Below are 15684 nucleotides of genomic sequence, written 5' to 3'. Positions count from 1 at the left end.
ACGCCAAGTACGTCAAAGACATCGACGTCCACGGTCGGGGCAGGCTCTACTGACCGTTAGGGTCGCGCGCTGCAACGGGGACGCAACTCGGGCCTGCGGGGTCGAGGTCGACGACCCGTCGCCCGCCCGCGGTGGCGACGGTCCAGTGGTTGCCGTCGTCGCTGTCACGCGGGCCGATCAGCAGGGCAACGAGCGCGAGCGCGGACGCCCGCGGCTGCGGCGGACTGGTGTAGGTGCGGCCGTCGTGACCGGAGAGGCGCTCGTCGAGCACGTCGCGCGCGTGGACGACCCAGGCGTTCTGCTCGGTCGCAGATGCGGTGACGCGGCCGGCGGGGCGGACACTGGTCATCGCCGGTCGCCGAAGACCTGCATCACGCGAGCGCGGGCTCGCGCGAACGCCGCGCCACGCAGCTGCTCCCCCCAGGGCCCACCTTCCAGCACCGAGGCGAGGTCGTAGATCGCGCCGCGCGCGCCGCAGCTAGCGCTGTGGCAGCACCAGCCCTGCTCGGGCCTGGTTGCGACGCTGCAGGAGGGGTGCCGGTCGCGATGCCTTGGCACGGGGCAGGACACGAGTCCGCCGCGCGGCACGCTGATCCCGGCGAGGAGCTCGAAGTACTCGGGCGGCGCGATCCGCTTGTACGGGTCGTCCGACGCCCCGTCCCGGCGCCCGTTGCGCGGCGCGGACGCGGCTGTCGGCGCGTCGGGCAGGTCGCCGACGAGCTCCTCGATCGCGTACGGCGCGAGCGCGAGATCGGCCTCGAGCACGCGCGCCCACGCGCCGGTCTTGAAGTTGATCGTGCCGGCCAGGCGCATCACGCGTGAGCGTTCGGCGCAGCGCGGGTCGGCCACGTTCGGCCGGCCTGCTTCGTCGACCCCGAGTGCGCGGATGATCCGGCCGTGGGCGCGCTCGATCGGCTCGGTCACGATCCCGTCGGGCCGCACGTGGCGGGCGGGCAGCGGCTCGGCGAGCTGCCAGTACGCGTGCACGCCGCCGCTGCCGCCGGAGGCGATCAGCAGCTGGCAGGGCCGCTCGGCCAGGAACGCCCACAGCGCGTCGAGCCGGTCGGGCCGGTCGACGTCGACCCACAGCCAGCGCGTGCCCGCCACGGCGTCGCGGCTCCCGGAAGGACACTCGCGTGGGGCGACGCCGACGAACACCTCTTCACCGGGCCGTTCCCCGGGCCGCGCGCTCGCGTAGGTGCCGGCGATGATCCGCTCGGCGTGGTCGAGCAGCGCCCGCAGCCAGCCCGCCTCGCCGCCGGCGCCGCCGGGCCGGAAGTGCTCGAGCTGGCGGCGCCGGTCGACCTCGAGCCGCCCGTCGGCGCGGCGCGTCCCGGGCGTGAGCTCGACCAGCCCCGCCGTGTCGGCGTGCAGCAGCCCGAGCTGCAGTGAGCGATGGCGGGCGGCGGGCAGCGCGCCGGTGAACACGCGTCCGTCGGCGAGCCGCACCCGGCATGGCAGCGGGCCCGCGCCGGCCCCGGCGGTGATGAGCGAGGGCGCCGGGGCCGGTGGGGCGGGCGAGGTGGGCGGCCGGAGGATGTGCATGGCGCGCCTACCACCACCATTGGCAGCCGGCGTCCGTGTGCCTGCCGTGATCGTCGGCGCGTGAGTCAGGCCGCGCACGCCGGCTCCTCCTCGCTCGGCGGGTCGGGGCGCAGTCGCGGCAGCGGGTCCTCGAGCCGCTCGCCGTCGTGGTAGGCCCGCTGCTCGGCGGCGTAGTCGACGGCCAGGGCGGTGGCCTGGGAGAGCAGGTCGTCGAAGCCGGTCAGCGTCTCCACGTGCACGACCTCGGTGTCGGTCGTGTCGAGGATGCGCCAGCGGCCGGCCGGGGTGGTGAGCACGAGCACGTCGTGCTGGCGGCCGTCGCGGGCGCGGTAGGTGGCTGCGATGCGGGGAGGAGGCATATCGCTCCTTTCGCGGGAGGGCTGTGAACAGAAGGCGGAATTGGGCATGAGGCTCCGCGCTGACGTGTGCGCCGTGTCCACGAGCGCGCGTGTCGTTGACCTTCAGCGCGGTCCGGCGGGTCCTCGTTCTGCGGCGTTTATGCTCGTGCGGTCGTGAGCGGCGGGACGAGCAGCGGGGGACGGGGTCGCTGGCTGATCGTCGTGCTTGGGCTCGCGGTCTGCGGCGCGGCCGCGGGCGCGTGGGCGGGCCGGAGGATCGCGCCGGATGAGCCGGCGGTGGCGATGACACTGGCGGTGGCGGGCTTCGGGCTGGGCGGCCTGGTCGGCATGCTCGGGCTCGCCCTGCGCGCCCTGCTGTTGGGCGCGATTGGGCTCCTCAGCCGATCGCGAGACCCCGCCGCGGCGCCGAGCCCCGCCGCGCAGGACACCGAGCCGGATGCACCTGCATCGCCACCGGCGCCCGACCCTGAACTTCAGCTCACAGCAGATCCTCAACCGCAGCCGGGAGGGCCTGGCCCACCGGCCGCGGCGGAGCCCGGACCGCAGCCCGAGCCTGGACCCGAGCCCGACCCGCCGCCGGCGCCCCCGGCGGGCGAAGCACCCGGCTGGTACCCCGACCCGCGCCAGCCCGGGCGCAACCGCTACTGGGACGGACGGACCTGGACCGCGCACGTCTCGCGGGACCGCGAACCACACGCCCGCCGCGGCTCGCGGTCCCGGCGTTCATCACGCTGAGTCGGCTGCCTGGTCTAGCGCGCCGCGTCGGCCGCCGGCAGGCGTCGATCAGCGCGAAGTTGACTTCGGGCGCTCGAGACCATCTGCCTGCACCGACACGCAACGGCTGGGAACGCGCGAGCCTAGCCCTGCTCGTCGCGCAGGAACTGCTTGTCGCGTGCGAAGTGCAGCGTGCGAAGCTCGGCGATCGTCTTGCCGATCAGGTCGCCCTCGCAGACGAGCACCTCATCGTCGTACCAGCGCAGTGCCTCGCCGGTCGTGCCGTCGCTCCATCTGACGATGGCTCGACGGCTGCCGCGCTCGTCAGCTCGCAGCGCCTCGAACGCGACGACTTCGACGACGACGGGGTTCGGGACCACGGTGACCAACGCTATCGCTTAGAGCTCGGGGTGCTGGTCGAGCACGCCGAGCGTGTCGAACTCTGGAGCGAGTCCCCACTGTGCGTGCGGGCCGCCGTCACCTCGCTCGCAGTCCTCGACGTTGACGGGCATGACGTGCCACGGCTCGCCGACGAAGACGGCGCCCGCGGCAGCGGCGTGGATCTGCAGTCCGTCCTCCCTTGCGGCGGGCAGGACGATGACGATCGCGCGGTAGGTCATTGATGTGCCTCCTTCATCATTCGAGAGGGATTCGACTCGCGCGCAGCTGGAACGCCGGCGGCGCGCTGCGCGCGAGCGGGCGGCGGGGCCTCGCAGGCCGCTCGTGCTCTGCGGCCGGCCCGAGCGGCGCCTGCGGTTAGTCGGTTAGTCGGCGTCGAGTGCGTCGGTGACGCGGAGCGCGGGCAGTGCCAGCGCGACGCTGACGAGCTGCCCGTCAGCAGGCACCTCGAGGCGTTCCCGGTAGCCGCCGGCCTCCGGGCTGCGGTGCACGATCGCGCGGCGCCCGTCGAGGTCCAGGACCCAGTACTCGGCGATCCCGGCCGACGCGTACAGCGGCGCCTTGACGGCGAGGTCGACGGGCAGCGAGGACGCGGCGACCTCGATCACGAGCACGGCGCTGGACGGGTGATATGGCTTCGGGGTGCCGCGCTCGCGGACGACGAGGTCGGGCTCGGGTTCGGAGTCGCCGATCGTCAGCGCCCGCTGGCATCCGACGCTGTAGCGGTCGAGGTCCACGTGGTGCATCAGCCATTCGAGCAGGAACTCCGTGGCCGCCTCGTGGGCTTCGGACTTCGGGCTCATGCGGACCAGCAGCCCGTCGAGGAGCTCCACGCGTTCGCCCTCGAACCCGTCGGCCTCCACGAGCCGGTGGTAGTTCTTCAGCGAGAGCGGCAGCAGCGCGTCGACGCCCAGGTGCTCGGCGGCGGCCATGCGACGGAGGATACGCCCGCGCGCGCCCCCGGATCGGCGTTCATCGACGCTCATGGCGTCGGTCGCGCTCGCGATCGCGGTGATCGGGCGTCCGCAGTCCCTGCGGATCGCGCGGCGCTGCTTCGTCCCCGCCAGGCGCCGCCGTCCAGAAGCCGCACGGCGCGGGTGTCTGCTCTCGCAGCGCCGTGCGCAGCTCCGCGCGCCGCTGCATGAGCAGCTGCCCGAGCCGGTTCTGGCCGATGCCCTCGCTGACCCCCCAGCGGCGGTCGCCCCCGTGGTTGCCCTCGACGAGATCGGCGTTGCCGGTGGCCAGCAGGCGCAGGGCGAGCGGCTCGCCGAGCCGGAACTTCTGGGCGAGCAGCCTCCGCATGACGTCCTCGCGGACCTGCTCCCAGTCGGGGCGCAGTGAGGCGCGGCGGCCGAGCCGTTTGGCCTGCGCGGGTGTGGGCGCCGCGGCGATCAGGCGGCGTTGGTCGGGCTCGAGCGCCTTGCAGGCCTGAAAGCCGTGCTCGACGGTCGCACATTCGATCAGCTCAAGGCCCTGGCGGTCGGCTCGGATCCGGACGGTAGACGCGTAGAAGTTGCCCAGGAACTCGTACGTCGTGTTGTCGAACCGGTCGATGCGATCTCGCCCGGCCCGCGGGAGCGGGTCAGCCACGGCGCCCTCCGCCGTGTCGGGGCCGCTCGGGCGGCGGTGGCGGCGTGAGCTCGGCGGCCGGGAGGCGGCCGCCCGTCAGCCGCCGGTAGGTGCTGATCAGCCCGAGGTGGCCGACGGCGTGCGCGACTTCGGTCCGCCAGCGCGGCTCGAGGTACGGCAGCAGGTCGAGCCCGCCGGTGTCGAAGGCGCGGTGGTGCACCCAGCACATCGGCACGACGCAGTCGGGGTCATCGCAGCCGCCCATCCCACGCGCCGCGAGGTGCGCGGGCATGAGCCCGTTGGTCTTCTCGCACACGACGCACGCGCCGCCGATGATCTTGGCGCGCTGTGGCTGGCTGGCCGCCATCGGCCGCCGGGCGCTCGGCGTCGCGGCCTGCTGGAGCGCACTCGGCCGCAGCTGGGTCTTGGTGCCGCGGGCCAGCGGGGTGCGGCGGTGAAGCGGCGTGCGCCGCGCGGGCGGGATGCCGGCGCGCAGCGGCCGCGCCCGCCGCAGCGGCTGGGGGCGGTTCACGCCGCGCTCCGTTCGCGTTCGACCAGGCCGACGGGGGCGAGCCGGTAGCCGACGCCCCAGACGGTCTCGATCCAGTGCGCCTGGCCCGCGGCGCGCAGTTTGACGCGCAGCCGGGCGGCGTGGGAGTCCAGCGTGCGGCTGATTCCGGGTGTGCGGTAGCCCCACACGTCGCGCAGCAGTTCGTCCTTGGTGAACACGCGCGTCGGGTCGCCGGCGAGGTGCACGAGCAGCGCGTACTCCTTGGCCGCCAGCGCGACCGGCTGACCGGCGATGAGCACGGACTGGCCGACGAGGTCGATCTCGAGCTCTGAGATGCGGATCAGCCGGCCGCTCGGCGGCTGGTGCACGCGCCGCAGGACGGCGCGGATGCGGGCCAGCAGTTCGCCGTAGTGAAACGGCTTGCGGACGACGTCGTCTGAGCCGTGCTCGAAGAGCCGCACGCGCATCAGCGCGTCGGCGTGGCGGGTGAGCACGATCAGCGGAGTGGCCGGGTCGATCCGGGCGGCGAGCCCGGCGGCGCCGCGGACGGCGTCGAGCAGCTCGAGCGTGTGGCCGTTGACGTCGCACAGCACGAGGTCCGGCCCGGTTGTGAGCTTGTTGATCGCGTCGGCCTTGTCGGCGGCGACGATCACCTGGTAGCCGTCGGCGGTCAGGTTGTCGGCGAGAAAGCCGCGGCAGACCGCGTCTTCCTCGACGAGCAGGATCGAGCGGGTGGATGGCATGGGATGCGCTCCAGGGATCGGCCGCCCCGGGCTGCGGGGACGGCGAGGGGATGCGAGGTCGCGTCGCGCCACCTGCGCGACGCTTCCGGAGGCGCGCCCGGCTGCCTGCCGGGCGCGCACTCGGGTCGGATTGGTCAGGCGCCGTCGCTCAGAGCAGGTCTTCGCGCGGCAGCCACGCGCACAGCACATGGCCGAGGTCCTCGCGGGCCTGCAGGGCGGCGGGCTCCAGCGGCGCGCGGAACAGGCCCACTGGGCCGTCGAGCGCGCCGAACTCGTCGCGCTCGCTCAGCGCGCGCGGACCGGCGAACGAGATGCCGGGCGCTCCGTTCACGACATCAGCGGGCAGGCCTGCGACGAGCAGCAGATCGGACATGGGGGCTCCTTCACTGGGCAGTTGGATTGGCCGCGCCGCGGGTCACCCGCGCAGCGGCGGTTGCCGCGGTTGCGGCGACTTCCGGCGATGGGTCTCGCCGCCGGGCGCGGTCGGCGCGCGGACATCGGGCGCACGGATCGGTCACAGTCGGCGTGCGTCGCGGCTCTTAGGTGCAGAGCCGGGTTGGACGCTCGTGACGTCGCGCCCCGGCCGCGCCCGCGGATCGTCGCCGTCCCGCCGACGCCGACCGCGAACGGGCCGAGCGGAGTCTGACCAGCTCCGCCGGCGCGGTCCGCGGGCGCGCCGCGCGCGTTCGGCGTCGCGCGGCCCGGCGATGACGCCGGGCCCAGGTGTTCGTACGGTTCTCGGGAGCGCTAGAGCAATCCGTGCGCCGCGAGTTCGGCGCGGATCTCCAGGCGCTCCTGGCGCTTCAGCCACGCGGGCTGCTCGTCAAGGGGCACGTCGCGGTCGGGGCGGCGGGTGGTGACCGCGTAGCGCAGGATCGCCTCGTCGGTGTCGGCGATCTGGGCGTGCGTGGACGCCCCGGTGAGGGTTGGGTTCAACATCGGTATCGGTCTCCGGGTCTTGGGTCGGTGGTGTGCGCGTGTCCGGCACCGCTCCACGGACGGGGCGGGCTGGTCGCGCAACGACGAACGGCCCGGCCACCACCCCGGTGAGGGAGCGGCGTCCGGGCCGTCACGGATTCAGGCGGCGAGGCGGTCACGCGCGAGGCGTGTCACCTTCGCCGGGCCGTGGTCAGCTCAGAGCGAGAAGCTCCAGCCGTCGGGCAGCGTCACGAGCTCGCCGCCGGCGTGCGCGAAGCGCAGGCCGACACTGCCGTGCGGGAAGTCCGCCGGCAGCGACTCGGGCAGCCAGCTCACCGCCGGGTCGAGCGGGTAGCTCGCCGGCGAATGCCCGTCCAACACGGCCATCGCGCGCAGCTGCGCGAGCGTCGGCCGGTGGTGGACTCGCACGCCCGGGCGCGCGAATTCGCACGCGACCTGCAGCGCGGCGCTGACGCCGCTCGCCCGCCTCGAGGCGGGCGGGTCGTCCGCCGTGGACGGCGGGCCCGGAGATCCCGGAATGCCGTCCGGGGCGGTGGTACGCTTCCAATGCATTGTGCTGAGCCTCCTTTGGCTCGACCTCGACCCCGGAGTTGCCTCTCTGGGGTCGACGCGTTTTCGGGGACGTGGAAAGGCCCGGCTCGGCGCCGGGCACGGTCAGAACATCGGACCTCCCTTGAGTCGAAGCTCGGTGCAGGTTTGCGCCTTTGTCGCCGACAACCCAACTCGGTCCGCGACCCTGCGCCGGTTCGTCGGACTTGCTATTCGGGCACTTCGTGCCCATGGCAGAACGACCGTTGGTTCAGCGTGCTCAGGTCAAGCGACTCGAAGGCACCGAGCAGCTGGGTCCCGCCACAGTGCTCGATTTCTGGCGCTGGGCCATGGGCGACCTGCAGATGAACACTGCGCGCGGCCTGTTGATCGAATGGCTGATCGCGCGAGCGGTCGGTGATCCGTCCGCGTTTCGCGTCGAGTGGGGACCGTACGACGTCCTGGCCGCGGATGGCACGAAGGTGGAGACTAAGGCCACCGGGTTGCTGCAAGGCTGGGCGATGAAGCGCCAGTCGACGCCGCCATGGACGTTCGGAGCTGTGGCCGCCGACACCGTGTGGACGGAGGAACTCGGCGAGTACGTGCCGGTCGATCCGCAATCCCGCGTGCATGTGTGGGTCTTTGCTCTGCATACGGCGACCGAGCAGGAGCAATATGACCCGCTGGATGTCGAGCCCTGGGAGTTTCGGGTCATGGCCCACCGGCGGTTGCTGGCCACCGGGCAGAAGAGTGCGGGTCTGGCGACCCTTACGAAGTGGGGGCTCAAGCCAGTCAGCTACGCGGAGCTTCCCGAAGCGATTGCTGACGCCCGCCGTGACAACGACGCATTGAGCCCTTAAGGGCGCGGCGAGGCCGGTTCCGCGACCGGCACCGTGGGCTCGACTACGCCGGACAGTCGCAGCTCGAACCGACCAGCGGAATGGCTGGTCGACTTTGTCCGGCGGCGCTGAACGAGTCCATCCAGCACACGGCGTGGTTCACCGCCCGGCGCGACACGGAGCCGCGGACAGCGCGCCTCGTGTGCCAGGATCCGGCCGCCGGGGTCGCCGAGTGAGTGAGCTATGTCCGCGCTTGGTCCTCGACCGCCGCCGCGTCGAAGAGGCGGTCGAGGATCGCGCCGAGGAACTGCTCCAGTTCGCGCCTGTGGTTCAGCGGAAGGTTGTCGGCCCGCTGGTAACGCATCGAGCCGCGCTGGCTCGTGTCAACCGTGCCGACGGCGATGTTCGCGTGACCGTCGGGGTAGGCGGTCAGCTCGACGGTGGTTCTGACCCCGGTGCGGACCTTCGTGATCGGCGTGGCGTCTATGAGCGCCTGCGAACGGGCGGGGAAGTCGGACATGGCGCTAGCTTGCCACTCGCTTCACGCTAGAGCGCACTCGCCGCTGCAACAGGAATCAACCAGTGGGGACGTCCGGCATTCGGAGTGACGGACGCTGTCCTTTGTCGGTTGTGGCGGTACAGGCCCCGTCAGTGCGGGGAGGTCACCGGAAACGGTGAGCCGTACACAAGAAGCGCGTACGTTACCGCCGCCGTTTGACGATTCGCGACGTCACCGACACACCTCCCGTGCCGGAGCGCCGTGGACACGCCCATCGCGCCTCACTGACGGCCTCTCTGGATGAGGCGTCGTACGGGAGGTCCGGAAGCCGAGCTTCACGGTCGAACGCCGCGGCTGCGGCCAGGTTCGACCTACCTAAGTCTCCGGCCGCGGTTCGCCGCTACTTGGGCGGAACGGCGGACAAAATGGCTGCAAATCGAGTTCTTTAACGCTGGGATGTCGCAGCTGCGGAGCGTCACGCTCCGCCCAAGTTCGTGGGACTCGAACGTGCGCCAGCGCAGATCATGCGAGCCACGGCGGGGCGGGAGTTCCGGCGCCCTTGCGGCGTTGCGCTTCACCGAGGTAGTGGCCGCTTTCGCTCAACTACGGCGGCACGCGACGGAGGCGGCGCGGCGCGGTCCGACCTGTGGTCGCACGCGTGGCAGGGAACGCGCGGGACGACGATCCTTGTGTGCACGGCGACGCGCTCGGATCGACCGTCGCGTTGGCGGCGACCAACAGCGTCCGGCGCTGAGAGGTTACGGCTGTGCGTCTCGGGCGAGTCGGGCGAGGACCGACACGACGGTGGCGCGGTCGGCCGCGAGGAGCCGCACGGCGAAGCCGTTACCACGGGGACGCACCTCGACCGGTATGTCGATGGTGCCGGCGGCGCGTTCGGTGAGCTCGCGCGCGAGGGCGGCGCGACCGTCGACTCCGTCTGGGGATTCCGGGCGGTGCGGGGCGGACGCCGAGATCGCGCGCTCGAGCTGCCGCACCGACCAGCCGGCCTCGACGGCACGTCGCGCCAGCCGGCTGCGTTCGGCCGCGTCCGGGAGAGCCAGCAGGCTCTTGCCGTGCCCCTTGCTGAGCCGGCCGGCGCCGATCAGATCCAGCGCGTCGTCGGGGAGGTCGAGCAGTCGCAGCGTGTTGGCGAGGTCGGAGCGGCTGCGGCCGATCCGCTTGGCCAGCGCGGCTTGGGTGAGTCCGAGGTCGTCGATCAGCGTGCTCAGCGTCCGGGCCTCCTCGACCGGGGTGAGGTCCTCGCGGGCGGCGTTCTCGATCAGGGCGAGCTCGAGTGCGGCGGCGTCGTCGGTGTCGCTGCGTACGTATGACGGGATCGTGTCGAGTTCGGCGAGCTGCGCGGCGCGCCAGCGCCGCTCGCCTGCGATCAGTTCGAACCGTTCGTCGCCGAGCGGGCGGACGAGCACGGGCTGCAGCACGCCGCGTTCGCGGATCGAGTCGGCGAGGCGCTCGTGCGCTGCCGCGTCGAAGCGTTTCCGGGGCTGCTCGGGGTTCGGGGTGATCGCGTCCAGGGGCAGTTCGCGAAGGCGCGCGTCGGTGGGTGAGCTCGGTGTGCCGAAGGGATCGGATCGCCCCGGCGCGGCGGCCGTGCGTCGCGTTGTGTTGCGGGTGGGCAGGGCGCGGGGCGTCGGTGGCCGAGTCATCGCGCTGGCCTGGCGGCGCCGAGGTTCATGTCGTCCGCGGCGCGGTGCGCGTCGAGTTCGGCGAGACGGCCGGTGACCTCGTGGGCGAGTTCGCGGTAGGCGACGGCCACGGTGCTGGCGGGCCTCAGCCACACGGTGGGCACGCCGTAGCGCGCGTGGTCGGTGACCGGCTGGTGGCGCGGGATGACGGTGTCGAACAACGCGAGTCGCTGCGTGGCGGCCATGGCGGCGAGGTGGCGGCCGTACTCCTTAGTCGAGCGCCAGCGCGGATCGGCGTTCAGGACGAGGGCGCCGAGGAGGTGCAGGCGGGTCTGCGCGTGCTGTGCGCGTTCGTCGAGCACATCGAGCGCGCGCGTCAGCGCGCGGAGTTCGTGGTAGCCGGGCAGCAGCGGGACGATCGCCGCGTGAGCGGCCACGATCGCTTGGCGTCCGAAGACCGTGTCGCCGGCGGGCGTGTCCACGAGCGCGATGTCGAACCGGCCGTCTAGCGGGTCCAGGAGCCGCCGAAGCTCGCGACCATCCCCGCCCAGCAGGCGAGCGGTCTGACGGCGCAGGCGCTCGTGGCCGGTGGGGAGGAGGGCCAGGCTTCCGGCGCCGTCGCCGAGCGGGATGTGCGCGAGCGCGTCGCTGACGTCGGCGTCTGTGTGCTCGAGCGAGTCCTCGATGCGCAGACGAGTGGCGTCGTCATTCAGCGCCCAGCTGGAGGACAGATCGGCTTGTGGGTCGAAGTCGACCATCAGGACTGCGTGTCCCAGGTCGGCAAGGCCCGCGGCGAGGTTGGCGCACGTCAGCGTCTTGCCGACGCCGCCCTTGTGGCTCAACACGGCGATCGTGAACACGACAGGCTCCTCCCGCGGACGGTGATGTTCTACGTGGAACGTTGCCGCCGCACCCAGCTACGCCTGCCTGCCGATCAAGCCGCCAACGCCGGTGTCGATGACCACTGCAGCGGCGGAGTGCGGCTCGGATTGGGATACGGACGTCACGGCGGCCGACGGCGGGTCGCGCACCCGCCGTGTTGCCGCCGCGGCGCGCGCGCTGCGAAACTGGCGACCATGAGCGCCGGGTCGGCCCGCGAGTCCCAACCGCGCCGCAGCCCCGCCGGCGGCGTGCCACACGAGATCCGCGCCGGGGACCCCGGCAGCTGGGACACGGAGGCGATCGTCGCCGCGATGCAGGACTGGGCACGCGTGCGCGGCGGGCGGCCGCGCGCGCACGAATGGTCGGCCACGGCAACCGGCCCGGGCCCCGGGTCGGCACGCTGGCGCTCCGAGCACCCGCGCTGGCCAAGCGCCGGGACCGCCGCGCACCACTTCGGCTCCTGGACCGCGGGCCTGCAAGCCGCGGGGCTCCCCGTGTCTACGGTCGAGCACGACCTCCCGCTCGGCGAGCGGTCGCGAGCGCCACGGCGCTGCGGGCGGCCGGAGAGCCGGTGCGCGCGATCGCCGAACACCTCGGCGTCGACCTGCGCACCGCCTACCGCTACCTCGCGGCCACGGTCTGCCGCGGCTGCGGCGGCCCGGCCCTGCTTGGCGTCCGCTGCCGCGCCTGCCTGCCCCGAGCCCGCCCCGCCTTCGGTCGCGACGAGATCATCGAGGCCTTAAAGGCCTGGACGGCGGGGCCGATGCGGGCATTGCGCGGTTCGGCGATACTCGGGGCTATGCCGACGCGCGTCGCGTATGCGGATCTGCCGACAGCTGACCTGACGATCGGGACGATCTACGAGCAGGGACCTCAACCCGACATCAGAGCCGAGCCGCTACACCGCCTCTTACCCGGCGTCGGCAACCAAGGCGGCTTTCGCACCGCAGGCAGCGTCCAGTCCGGCAGCGTCAAGTTCGCAGTCCTGTTCAGCTCTGGCGAAGACCTTGACTGGCCCGACCGCCTCGACGAGGAGACGGGCCAGTTCACCTACTTCGGCGACAACAAGGTCCCGGGTTCCGACCTGCACGCGACCTCCCGCAGCGGCAACAGGCTGCTGCGGGCGTGCTTTGACGCGCTGCACGGTGAGCCGCCTCAGCGACACGCGATCCCGCCGTTCTTCGTATTCCGCAAGGCCGCCGCGGGCGGCGGCCGCGACGTCACCTTCCTCGGCCTCGCGGTCCCCGGCGCCGCCGAGCTGCTCCCGGGTGCAGACCTCGTTGCGATCTGGCGCACCACCGCGGGCCAGCGCTTCCAGAACTACCGGGCGATCTTCACCATCCTCGACACCGGGACCACGGTCGCGCGAGCGTGGATCGGCGAACTTGCTACCGGCTCTCCACCGGGACCGGCATGCCCGCCGCCGTTCCACGGGTTCATCGACAACGGCAAGTACACGCCCCTCCGCGCCGCACGGACCCGTACGTGGCGCGCACCCGCCGAGCAGGGACCTGCGACAACGGCCGACGCGGCGCTCCTGAGGGCGATAACCGATCATTTCCACAGAAGGCACCACGAGTTCGAAGCTTGCGCCATTGCGTTGTGGCGCATGATGGCCAAGGAGGCCGTCAGCTTCATCGAGGGCACCCGCCGCAGTCGCGACGGCGGCCGCGACGCGATCGGCCGGTACTCGCTTGGCCCGCAAGCCGATCAGATCCACCTGGACTTCAGCCTCGAAGCCAAGTGTTATGCGCCCAGCAACCTGTCCGGGGTTCGTGACGTTGCGCGTCTCATCAGTCGGCTTCGTCACCGCCAGTTCGGCGTCTTCGTCACCACCAGCGGCCTCAACAGGCAGGCCTACGCGGAGCTGCGCGACGATCAGCACCCAGTCGTAGTGATTTGCGGCCGCGACATCACCGACCTGCTCAAGGAGCACGGTTACGCCACGCCGGAAGCAGTCAAGTCCTGGCTGTCTGCGAACTTCCCGCCAATGTGATCTCCGCGGCTCTCGGGTTCCTCTTGGCGCCGCAACGAAGCGCCGATGAGGGCGCGATGACCCGCGCCAGTTGTCGTCGCCACACCGTCGGCCGGGGAAGTCAGCGTTGTGCCGTGATACACCTTGGTCAGCGAGCGTCTCGGCGTGCGACGCGAACTAGCTGCGGCGCTGCCGGTGGTGTGTCGTCCGGACCGGCGACGCGCCAGAGATTGCCGTTGATCTCCGCGACACCGGGACCAGGCAGCCCGTCGTGTGGAGTGACTCGCGCGCTGATGAACTCGCCCTTACGGGGAACCGGCAGGCCGAGAGCGGCTGCCACGAGCGGATCCTGCTCTTGATGGCCAAGGACCAGATATCCCTCGCGTCCAAGATGGCGTGGCAGCCGCGCGTCCCGCGCGCGTTTGAGGCTGTCGTCTTGCATCGCGACCGTGAGGATCACGGCACGGCGGATGATCCTGCCGGTGACCGACCGGAAGAGCTCGTTGATCCGCTGCTGGCCGCTGCCTGCGCTGAAGATCCGCTCGCGGGCCTCATCGGTCAGATGGAGCAGCAGGTTTTCGGGAAGTGGGGGCCTGTCGTAAAGCCATCGGACCCGGCTCTCACCCTCGTCGGTCAGGCGCCGCTTCGCGTCGCGATTGCCACCCGGTCGCAAAAACCCCTCGTGCACACGAATGAGCCCGGCTTCCCAGCGGCTGAGGTCATCGCTCGCCCAAACCACGAGGCATAGATGGCCCACTGACTCTGGCGGCATTTCCCACCCGCCGAGCGACTGGGAGAACTTGCAGTCGACCTCGGCGCCATCGATGCAGTAGTCCATCTTGTCGCCGTCGCCGAAGTCGAACTCCCGGTGCAGATTGATCTCGACCAACGTCCCCATATGGGTCTTCTCGGTCTTGCGCAGCGTGAGCCAGTCCCAGCGGCCCGTGGCCTGGCCATCGAGTAGCTGGTCGTAGGTGTCGCGGAGTACGTCACCTAGCCTCTCGCCGTGAGGGTCGGCGGTGACGATGTAGTCGGTCACGCGATCAAGCTCAGGGTCCGCGCCGCGCGCGGGCGGGTCAGCCCCCACCAGGTGCCTAGGCTCGTTACGGAACCTCTTAGTGCGAGGGACTAGCGTCCCGCTGGCAGGGGAGCGAGGCATCGCACGGGAGTTCGCCGTGCGATAGCTATGTCCCTACGTGCCGGGGTGCGCTTCTACCAAGCTACGCCGCGGCGCGCTCGCGCTCAAGGCGCGCCGCAAGATCAGCCGGCGGGGCTGCGGCAGCAGCCAGGAGCGCTGCGTGGATCTTCCTCCCGACAGCTTCGGCCACCGGGGGTGGGAACGCGTTGCCCACTTGGCGGTACGCGGCGGTCTTGCTGCCCTGCAAGGGCCAATCGCGCGGGAAGCCCTGCAGCATCGCGGCCATGCGCACGGTCAATATCGGATTACCGTCGAGCGGGAAGTCTGGCGCGGGCGGCTCAATCGCCACGAGGTGGGCGTTGACTCCCATCGCTGCCCACTGCTTCTTAGCCTGTGTCGGACCGAGGTCCGGGCCGCCGTGCTTCTTCGACCCGCCCACGAGCGTGGGAGCGATGCCGTTGGCTCGCTTAGCCCACTCAGTTGCGCCGCTCCAACCGCCGCGACCCATCTCCCGGCGCAATACTTCACCAACGGAGCTTGTCGCCTCGGGGCGCTTGTCGGGCCACGCGAAGTGCTCGTCGGCGTCCTCCTTCAGTGCGACAAGGAGCACCCGGGGCCGCAACTGCGGCACGCCGTAGTCTCGCGCTTCCAGAAGTTTCCATCGCGGGACGTAGCCCATGTTCATGAGCGGTTGTTCGATCACGGTACGCCGGTAGTCATCGAAGTCGGGGGAGAGGAGTCCGCGCACGTTCTCCAGCATCACGGCTCGCGGCTCGCACTCGCGGATCAGCTCAATCGCTGTAGGGAATAGGTCACGTTCGTCGTCTGCGCCGAGCCGGCGTCCGGCCCGTGAGAACGGGGGACAAGGAACACCCCCTGCGAACAGGTCCACCCGGCCCTTGAACGTCGTGGCCTTCCACTCCTTCACGCTGAGCTCGCGGACCTGATCCCTCCACAGGCGGCGCGCCCGGAGAGTCTCGCAACACCAGCGATCGTTCTCGACGAGCGCGAGGTGCTTGAACCCCGCATTCTCGAGACCGTGCGCCTGGCCGCCAGCGCCAGCGCAAATCTCCACCGAGGTCAGTTGAGCAACCGGAGCCACGCCGAGAAGATAGGACCCCGTTCGGACGTGACCGCTCGAGATCACCTCGCCGGGCGCTCGACGTCAAGCTTCAGCCCGAGCTCTTCGGTGCCCATGATCACGACGCGGCGTCCAGCAATCGTTAGCTCCGTCTGAGGCAATGGACGCACGCCCGCGTCGAGCGCGGTCAGGACATCGGCTACCGCGAGCCCGAAGGCGCGACCGTCCGCCGCGCTCAACGGGAGGACGATCGGATCGTCCGAGTCATCGCTGAATGCGCGCAGCTCTGTCACTCCGTCATCGCACTGCGTGAGAATGAA

The 15684-nt window shown here is 71.4% G+C and carries 21 protein-coding genes; 3 read left to right on the top strand and 18 right to left on the bottom strand.

Features of this window, described 5'->3' with window-relative positions; translation table 11 throughout:
- Positions 1–46 precede the first annotated feature (46 nt).
- The 3 genes from G569_RS0119445 to G569_RS0119435 all read right to left on the bottom strand — a co-directional run bounded on the left by G569_RS0119445 (position 47) and on the right by G569_RS0119435 (position 1904).
- Positions 47–349, bottom strand: a complete 303-nt coding sequence (locus G569_RS0119445) for a hypothetical protein (RefSeq protein ID WP_028064653.1) — start codon at positions 347–349, stop codon at positions 47–49.
- Positions 346–1545 (bottom strand): hypothetical protein, encoded by a 1200-nt coding sequence (locus G569_RS0119440; protein ID WP_028064652.1) that lies wholly within the window; start codon positions 1543–1545, stop codon positions 346–348. Before G569_RS0119440 ends, G569_RS0119445 begins: the two co-directional genes overlap by 4 nt.
- Positions 1546–1610: 65 nt before the next feature.
- Positions 1611–1904, bottom strand: coding sequence for a hypothetical protein (locus tag G569_RS0119435; protein WP_028064651.1), 294 nt, complete (start codon positions 1902–1904; stop codon positions 1611–1613).
- Between the two features lie 153 nt (positions 1905–2057).
- On the opposite strand from G569_RS0119435, the gene G569_RS61265 reads away from it, so the two are divergent.
- A complete protein-coding gene (locus G569_RS61265) occupies positions 2058–2639 on the top strand; it encodes a DUF2510 domain-containing protein (protein WP_157592151.1) in 582 nt (193 codons plus the stop codon).
- Positions 2640–2761: 122 nt separating this feature from the next.
- Here the strand turns inward: G569_RS61265 and G569_RS0119430 are convergent, their stop codons facing one another.
- From G569_RS0119430 to G569_RS0119390, 9 genes are all read right to left on the bottom strand, one after another.
- On the bottom strand, positions 2762–2998 hold the full coding sequence (locus G569_RS0119430) for a hypothetical protein (RefSeq protein WP_157592150.1): 237 nt from the start codon (positions 2996–2998) through the stop codon (positions 2762–2764).
- A gap of 18 nt (positions 2999–3016) precedes the next feature.
- On the bottom strand, positions 3017–3238 hold the full coding sequence (locus tag G569_RS0119425; RefSeq protein ID WP_028064649.1) for a hypothetical protein: 222 nt from the start codon (positions 3236–3238) through the stop codon (positions 3017–3019).
- 144 nt (positions 3239–3382) lie between these two features.
- A complete protein-coding gene (locus G569_RS49850) occupies positions 3383–3949 on the bottom strand; it encodes a Uma2 family endonuclease (protein ID WP_053226673.1) in 567 nt (188 codons plus the stop codon).
- A gap of 40 nt (positions 3950–3989) precedes the next feature.
- Positions 3990–4607: an NADAR family protein gene (locus tag G569_RS49845; protein WP_053226672.1), complete on the bottom strand. Its 618-nt coding sequence runs from the start codon at positions 4605–4607 to the stop codon at positions 3990–3992.
- Positions 4600–5118: a hypothetical protein gene (locus G569_RS0119410; RefSeq protein WP_028064647.1), complete on the bottom strand. Its 519-nt coding sequence runs from the start codon at positions 5116–5118 to the stop codon at positions 4600–4602. The genes G569_RS49845 and G569_RS0119410 overlap by 8 nt, the downstream gene beginning before the upstream one ends.
- Positions 5115–5840: a response regulator transcription factor gene (locus tag G569_RS0119405; protein WP_028064646.1), complete on the bottom strand. Its 726-nt coding sequence runs from the start codon at positions 5838–5840 to the stop codon at positions 5115–5117. Before G569_RS0119405 ends, G569_RS0119410 begins: the two co-directional genes overlap by 4 nt.
- A 148-nt stretch (positions 5841–5988) precedes the next feature.
- A complete protein-coding gene (locus G569_RS0119400) occupies positions 5989–6213 on the bottom strand; it encodes a hypothetical protein (protein WP_028064645.1) in 225 nt (74 codons plus the stop codon).
- A gap of 374 nt (positions 6214–6587) precedes the next feature.
- A complete protein-coding gene (locus G569_RS0119395; RefSeq protein ID WP_028064644.1) occupies positions 6588–6779 on the bottom strand; it encodes a hypothetical protein in 192 nt (63 codons plus the stop codon).
- Positions 6780–6974: 195 nt separating this feature from the next.
- Entirely contained in the window at positions 6975–7331 is a 357-nt protein-coding gene (locus G569_RS0119390; protein WP_028064643.1) for a hypothetical protein, read from the bottom strand.
- Positions 7332–7558: 227 nt separating this feature from the next.
- On the opposite strand from G569_RS0119390, the gene G569_RS58435 reads away from it, so the two are divergent.
- Positions 7559–8167, top strand: a complete 609-nt coding sequence (locus tag G569_RS58435; RefSeq protein ID WP_157592149.1) for a hypothetical protein — start codon at positions 7559–7561, stop codon at positions 8165–8167.
- Between the two features lie 220 nt (positions 8168–8387).
- On the opposite strand, the gene G569_RS0119380 is transcribed toward G569_RS58435, so the two are convergent.
- From G569_RS0119380 to G569_RS0119370, 3 genes are all read right to left on the bottom strand, one after another.
- Positions 8388–8666: a hypothetical protein gene (locus tag G569_RS0119380; RefSeq protein ID WP_028064641.1), complete on the bottom strand. Its 279-nt coding sequence runs from the start codon at positions 8664–8666 to the stop codon at positions 8388–8390.
- Positions 8667–9403: 737 nt separating this feature from the next.
- On the bottom strand, positions 9404–10309 hold the full coding sequence (locus G569_RS49835; protein WP_053226671.1) for a ParB/RepB/Spo0J family partition protein: 906 nt from the start codon (positions 10307–10309) through the stop codon (positions 9404–9406).
- Positions 10306–11148 (bottom strand): ParA family protein, encoded by an 843-nt coding sequence (locus G569_RS0119370; RefSeq protein WP_028064640.1) that lies wholly within the window; start codon positions 11146–11148, stop codon positions 10306–10308. Before G569_RS0119370 ends, G569_RS49835 begins: the two co-directional genes overlap by 4 nt.
- A 593-nt stretch (positions 11149–11741) precedes the next feature.
- Between G569_RS0119370 and G569_RS0119365 the strand changes: the two genes are divergently transcribed.
- Positions 11742–13166 carry a restriction endonuclease gene (locus G569_RS0119365; RefSeq protein ID WP_211233027.1) on the top strand — a complete coding sequence of 475 codons (1425 nt, stop codon included), beginning with the start codon at positions 11742–11744 and terminating at the stop codon, positions 13164–13166.
- Positions 13167–13293: 127 nt separating this feature from the next.
- Here G569_RS0119365 and G569_RS0119360 read toward each other — a convergent pair whose 3' ends face one another.
- From G569_RS0119360 to G569_RS0119350, 3 genes are all read right to left on the bottom strand, one after another.
- Positions 13294–14184 carry a NaeI family type II restriction endonuclease gene (locus tag G569_RS0119360; protein ID WP_211233026.1) on the bottom strand — a complete coding sequence of 297 codons (891 nt, stop codon included), beginning with the start codon at positions 14182–14184 and terminating at the stop codon, positions 13294–13296.
- 181 nt (positions 14185–14365) lie between these two features.
- Complete coding sequence (locus tag G569_RS49830) at positions 14366–15385, bottom strand: DNA cytosine methyltransferase (protein WP_064750404.1); 1020 nt, start codon at positions 15383–15385, stop codon at positions 14366–14368.
- 41 nt (positions 15386–15426) lie between these two features.
- A complete protein-coding gene (locus tag G569_RS0119350) occupies positions 15427–15657 on the bottom strand; it encodes a hypothetical protein (RefSeq protein ID WP_028064637.1) in 231 nt (76 codons plus the stop codon).
- Between the last annotated feature and the right edge of the window lie 27 nt (positions 15658–15684).

The sequence above is a fragment of the Solirubrobacter soli DSM 22325 genome (assembly GCF_000423665.1).
GTDB classification, from domain to species: domain Bacteria; phylum Actinomycetota; class Thermoleophilia; order Solirubrobacterales; family Solirubrobacteraceae; genus Solirubrobacter; species Solirubrobacter soli.
The sequence above is the reverse complement of the archived record's forward strand: the minus strand, read 5'-3'. Positions and strand labels throughout refer to the sequence as shown.

Excerpts from the sequence above, each read along its gene's own strand:
- G569_RS0119395 (WP_028064644.1), bottom strand. The coding sequence starts at position 6,779 with ATGTTGAACCCAACCCTCACCGGGGCGTCCACGCACGCCCAGATCGCC.
- G569_RS0119445 (WP_028064653.1), bottom strand. The coding sequence starts at position 349 with ATGACCAGTGTCCGCCCCGCCGGCCGCGTCACCGCATCTGCGACCGAG.
- G569_RS0119440 (WP_028064652.1), bottom strand. The coding sequence starts at position 1,545 with ATGCACATCCTCCGGCCGCCCACCTCGCCCGCCCCACCGGCCCCGGCG.
- G569_RS0119400 (WP_028064645.1), bottom strand. The coding sequence starts at position 6,213 with ATGTCCGATCTGCTGCTCGTCGCAGGCCTGCCCGCTGATGTCGTGAAC.
- G569_RS0119425 (WP_028064649.1), bottom strand. The coding sequence starts at position 3,238 with ATGACCTACCGCGCGATCGTCATCGTCCTGCCCGCCGCAAGGGAGGAC.
- G569_RS0119390 (WP_028064643.1), bottom strand. The coding sequence starts at position 7,331 with ATGCATTGGAAGCGTACCACCGCCCCGGACGGCATTCCGGGATCTCCG.
- G569_RS0119435 (WP_028064651.1), bottom strand. The coding sequence starts at position 1,904 with ATGCCTCCTCCCCGCATCGCAGCCACCTACCGCGCCCGCGACGGCCGC.
- G569_RS49835 (WP_053226671.1), bottom strand. The coding sequence starts at position 10,309 with ATGACTCGGCCACCGACGCCCCGCGCCCTGCCCACCCGCAACACAACG.
- G569_RS0119405 (WP_028064646.1), bottom strand. The coding sequence starts at position 5,840 with ATGCCATCCACCCGCTCGATCCTGCTCGTCGAGGAAGACGCGGTCTGC.
- G569_RS49850 (WP_053226673.1), bottom strand. The coding sequence starts at position 3,949 with ATGGCCGCCGCCGAGCACCTGGGCGTCGACGCGCTGCTGCCGCTCTCG.
- G569_RS0119380 (WP_028064641.1), bottom strand. The coding sequence starts at position 8,666 with ATGTCCGACTTCCCCGCCCGTTCGCAGGCGCTCATAGACGCCACGCCG.
- G569_RS58435 (WP_157592149.1), top strand. The coding sequence starts at position 7,559 with ATGGCAGAACGACCGTTGGTTCAGCGTGCTCAGGTCAAGCGACTCGAA.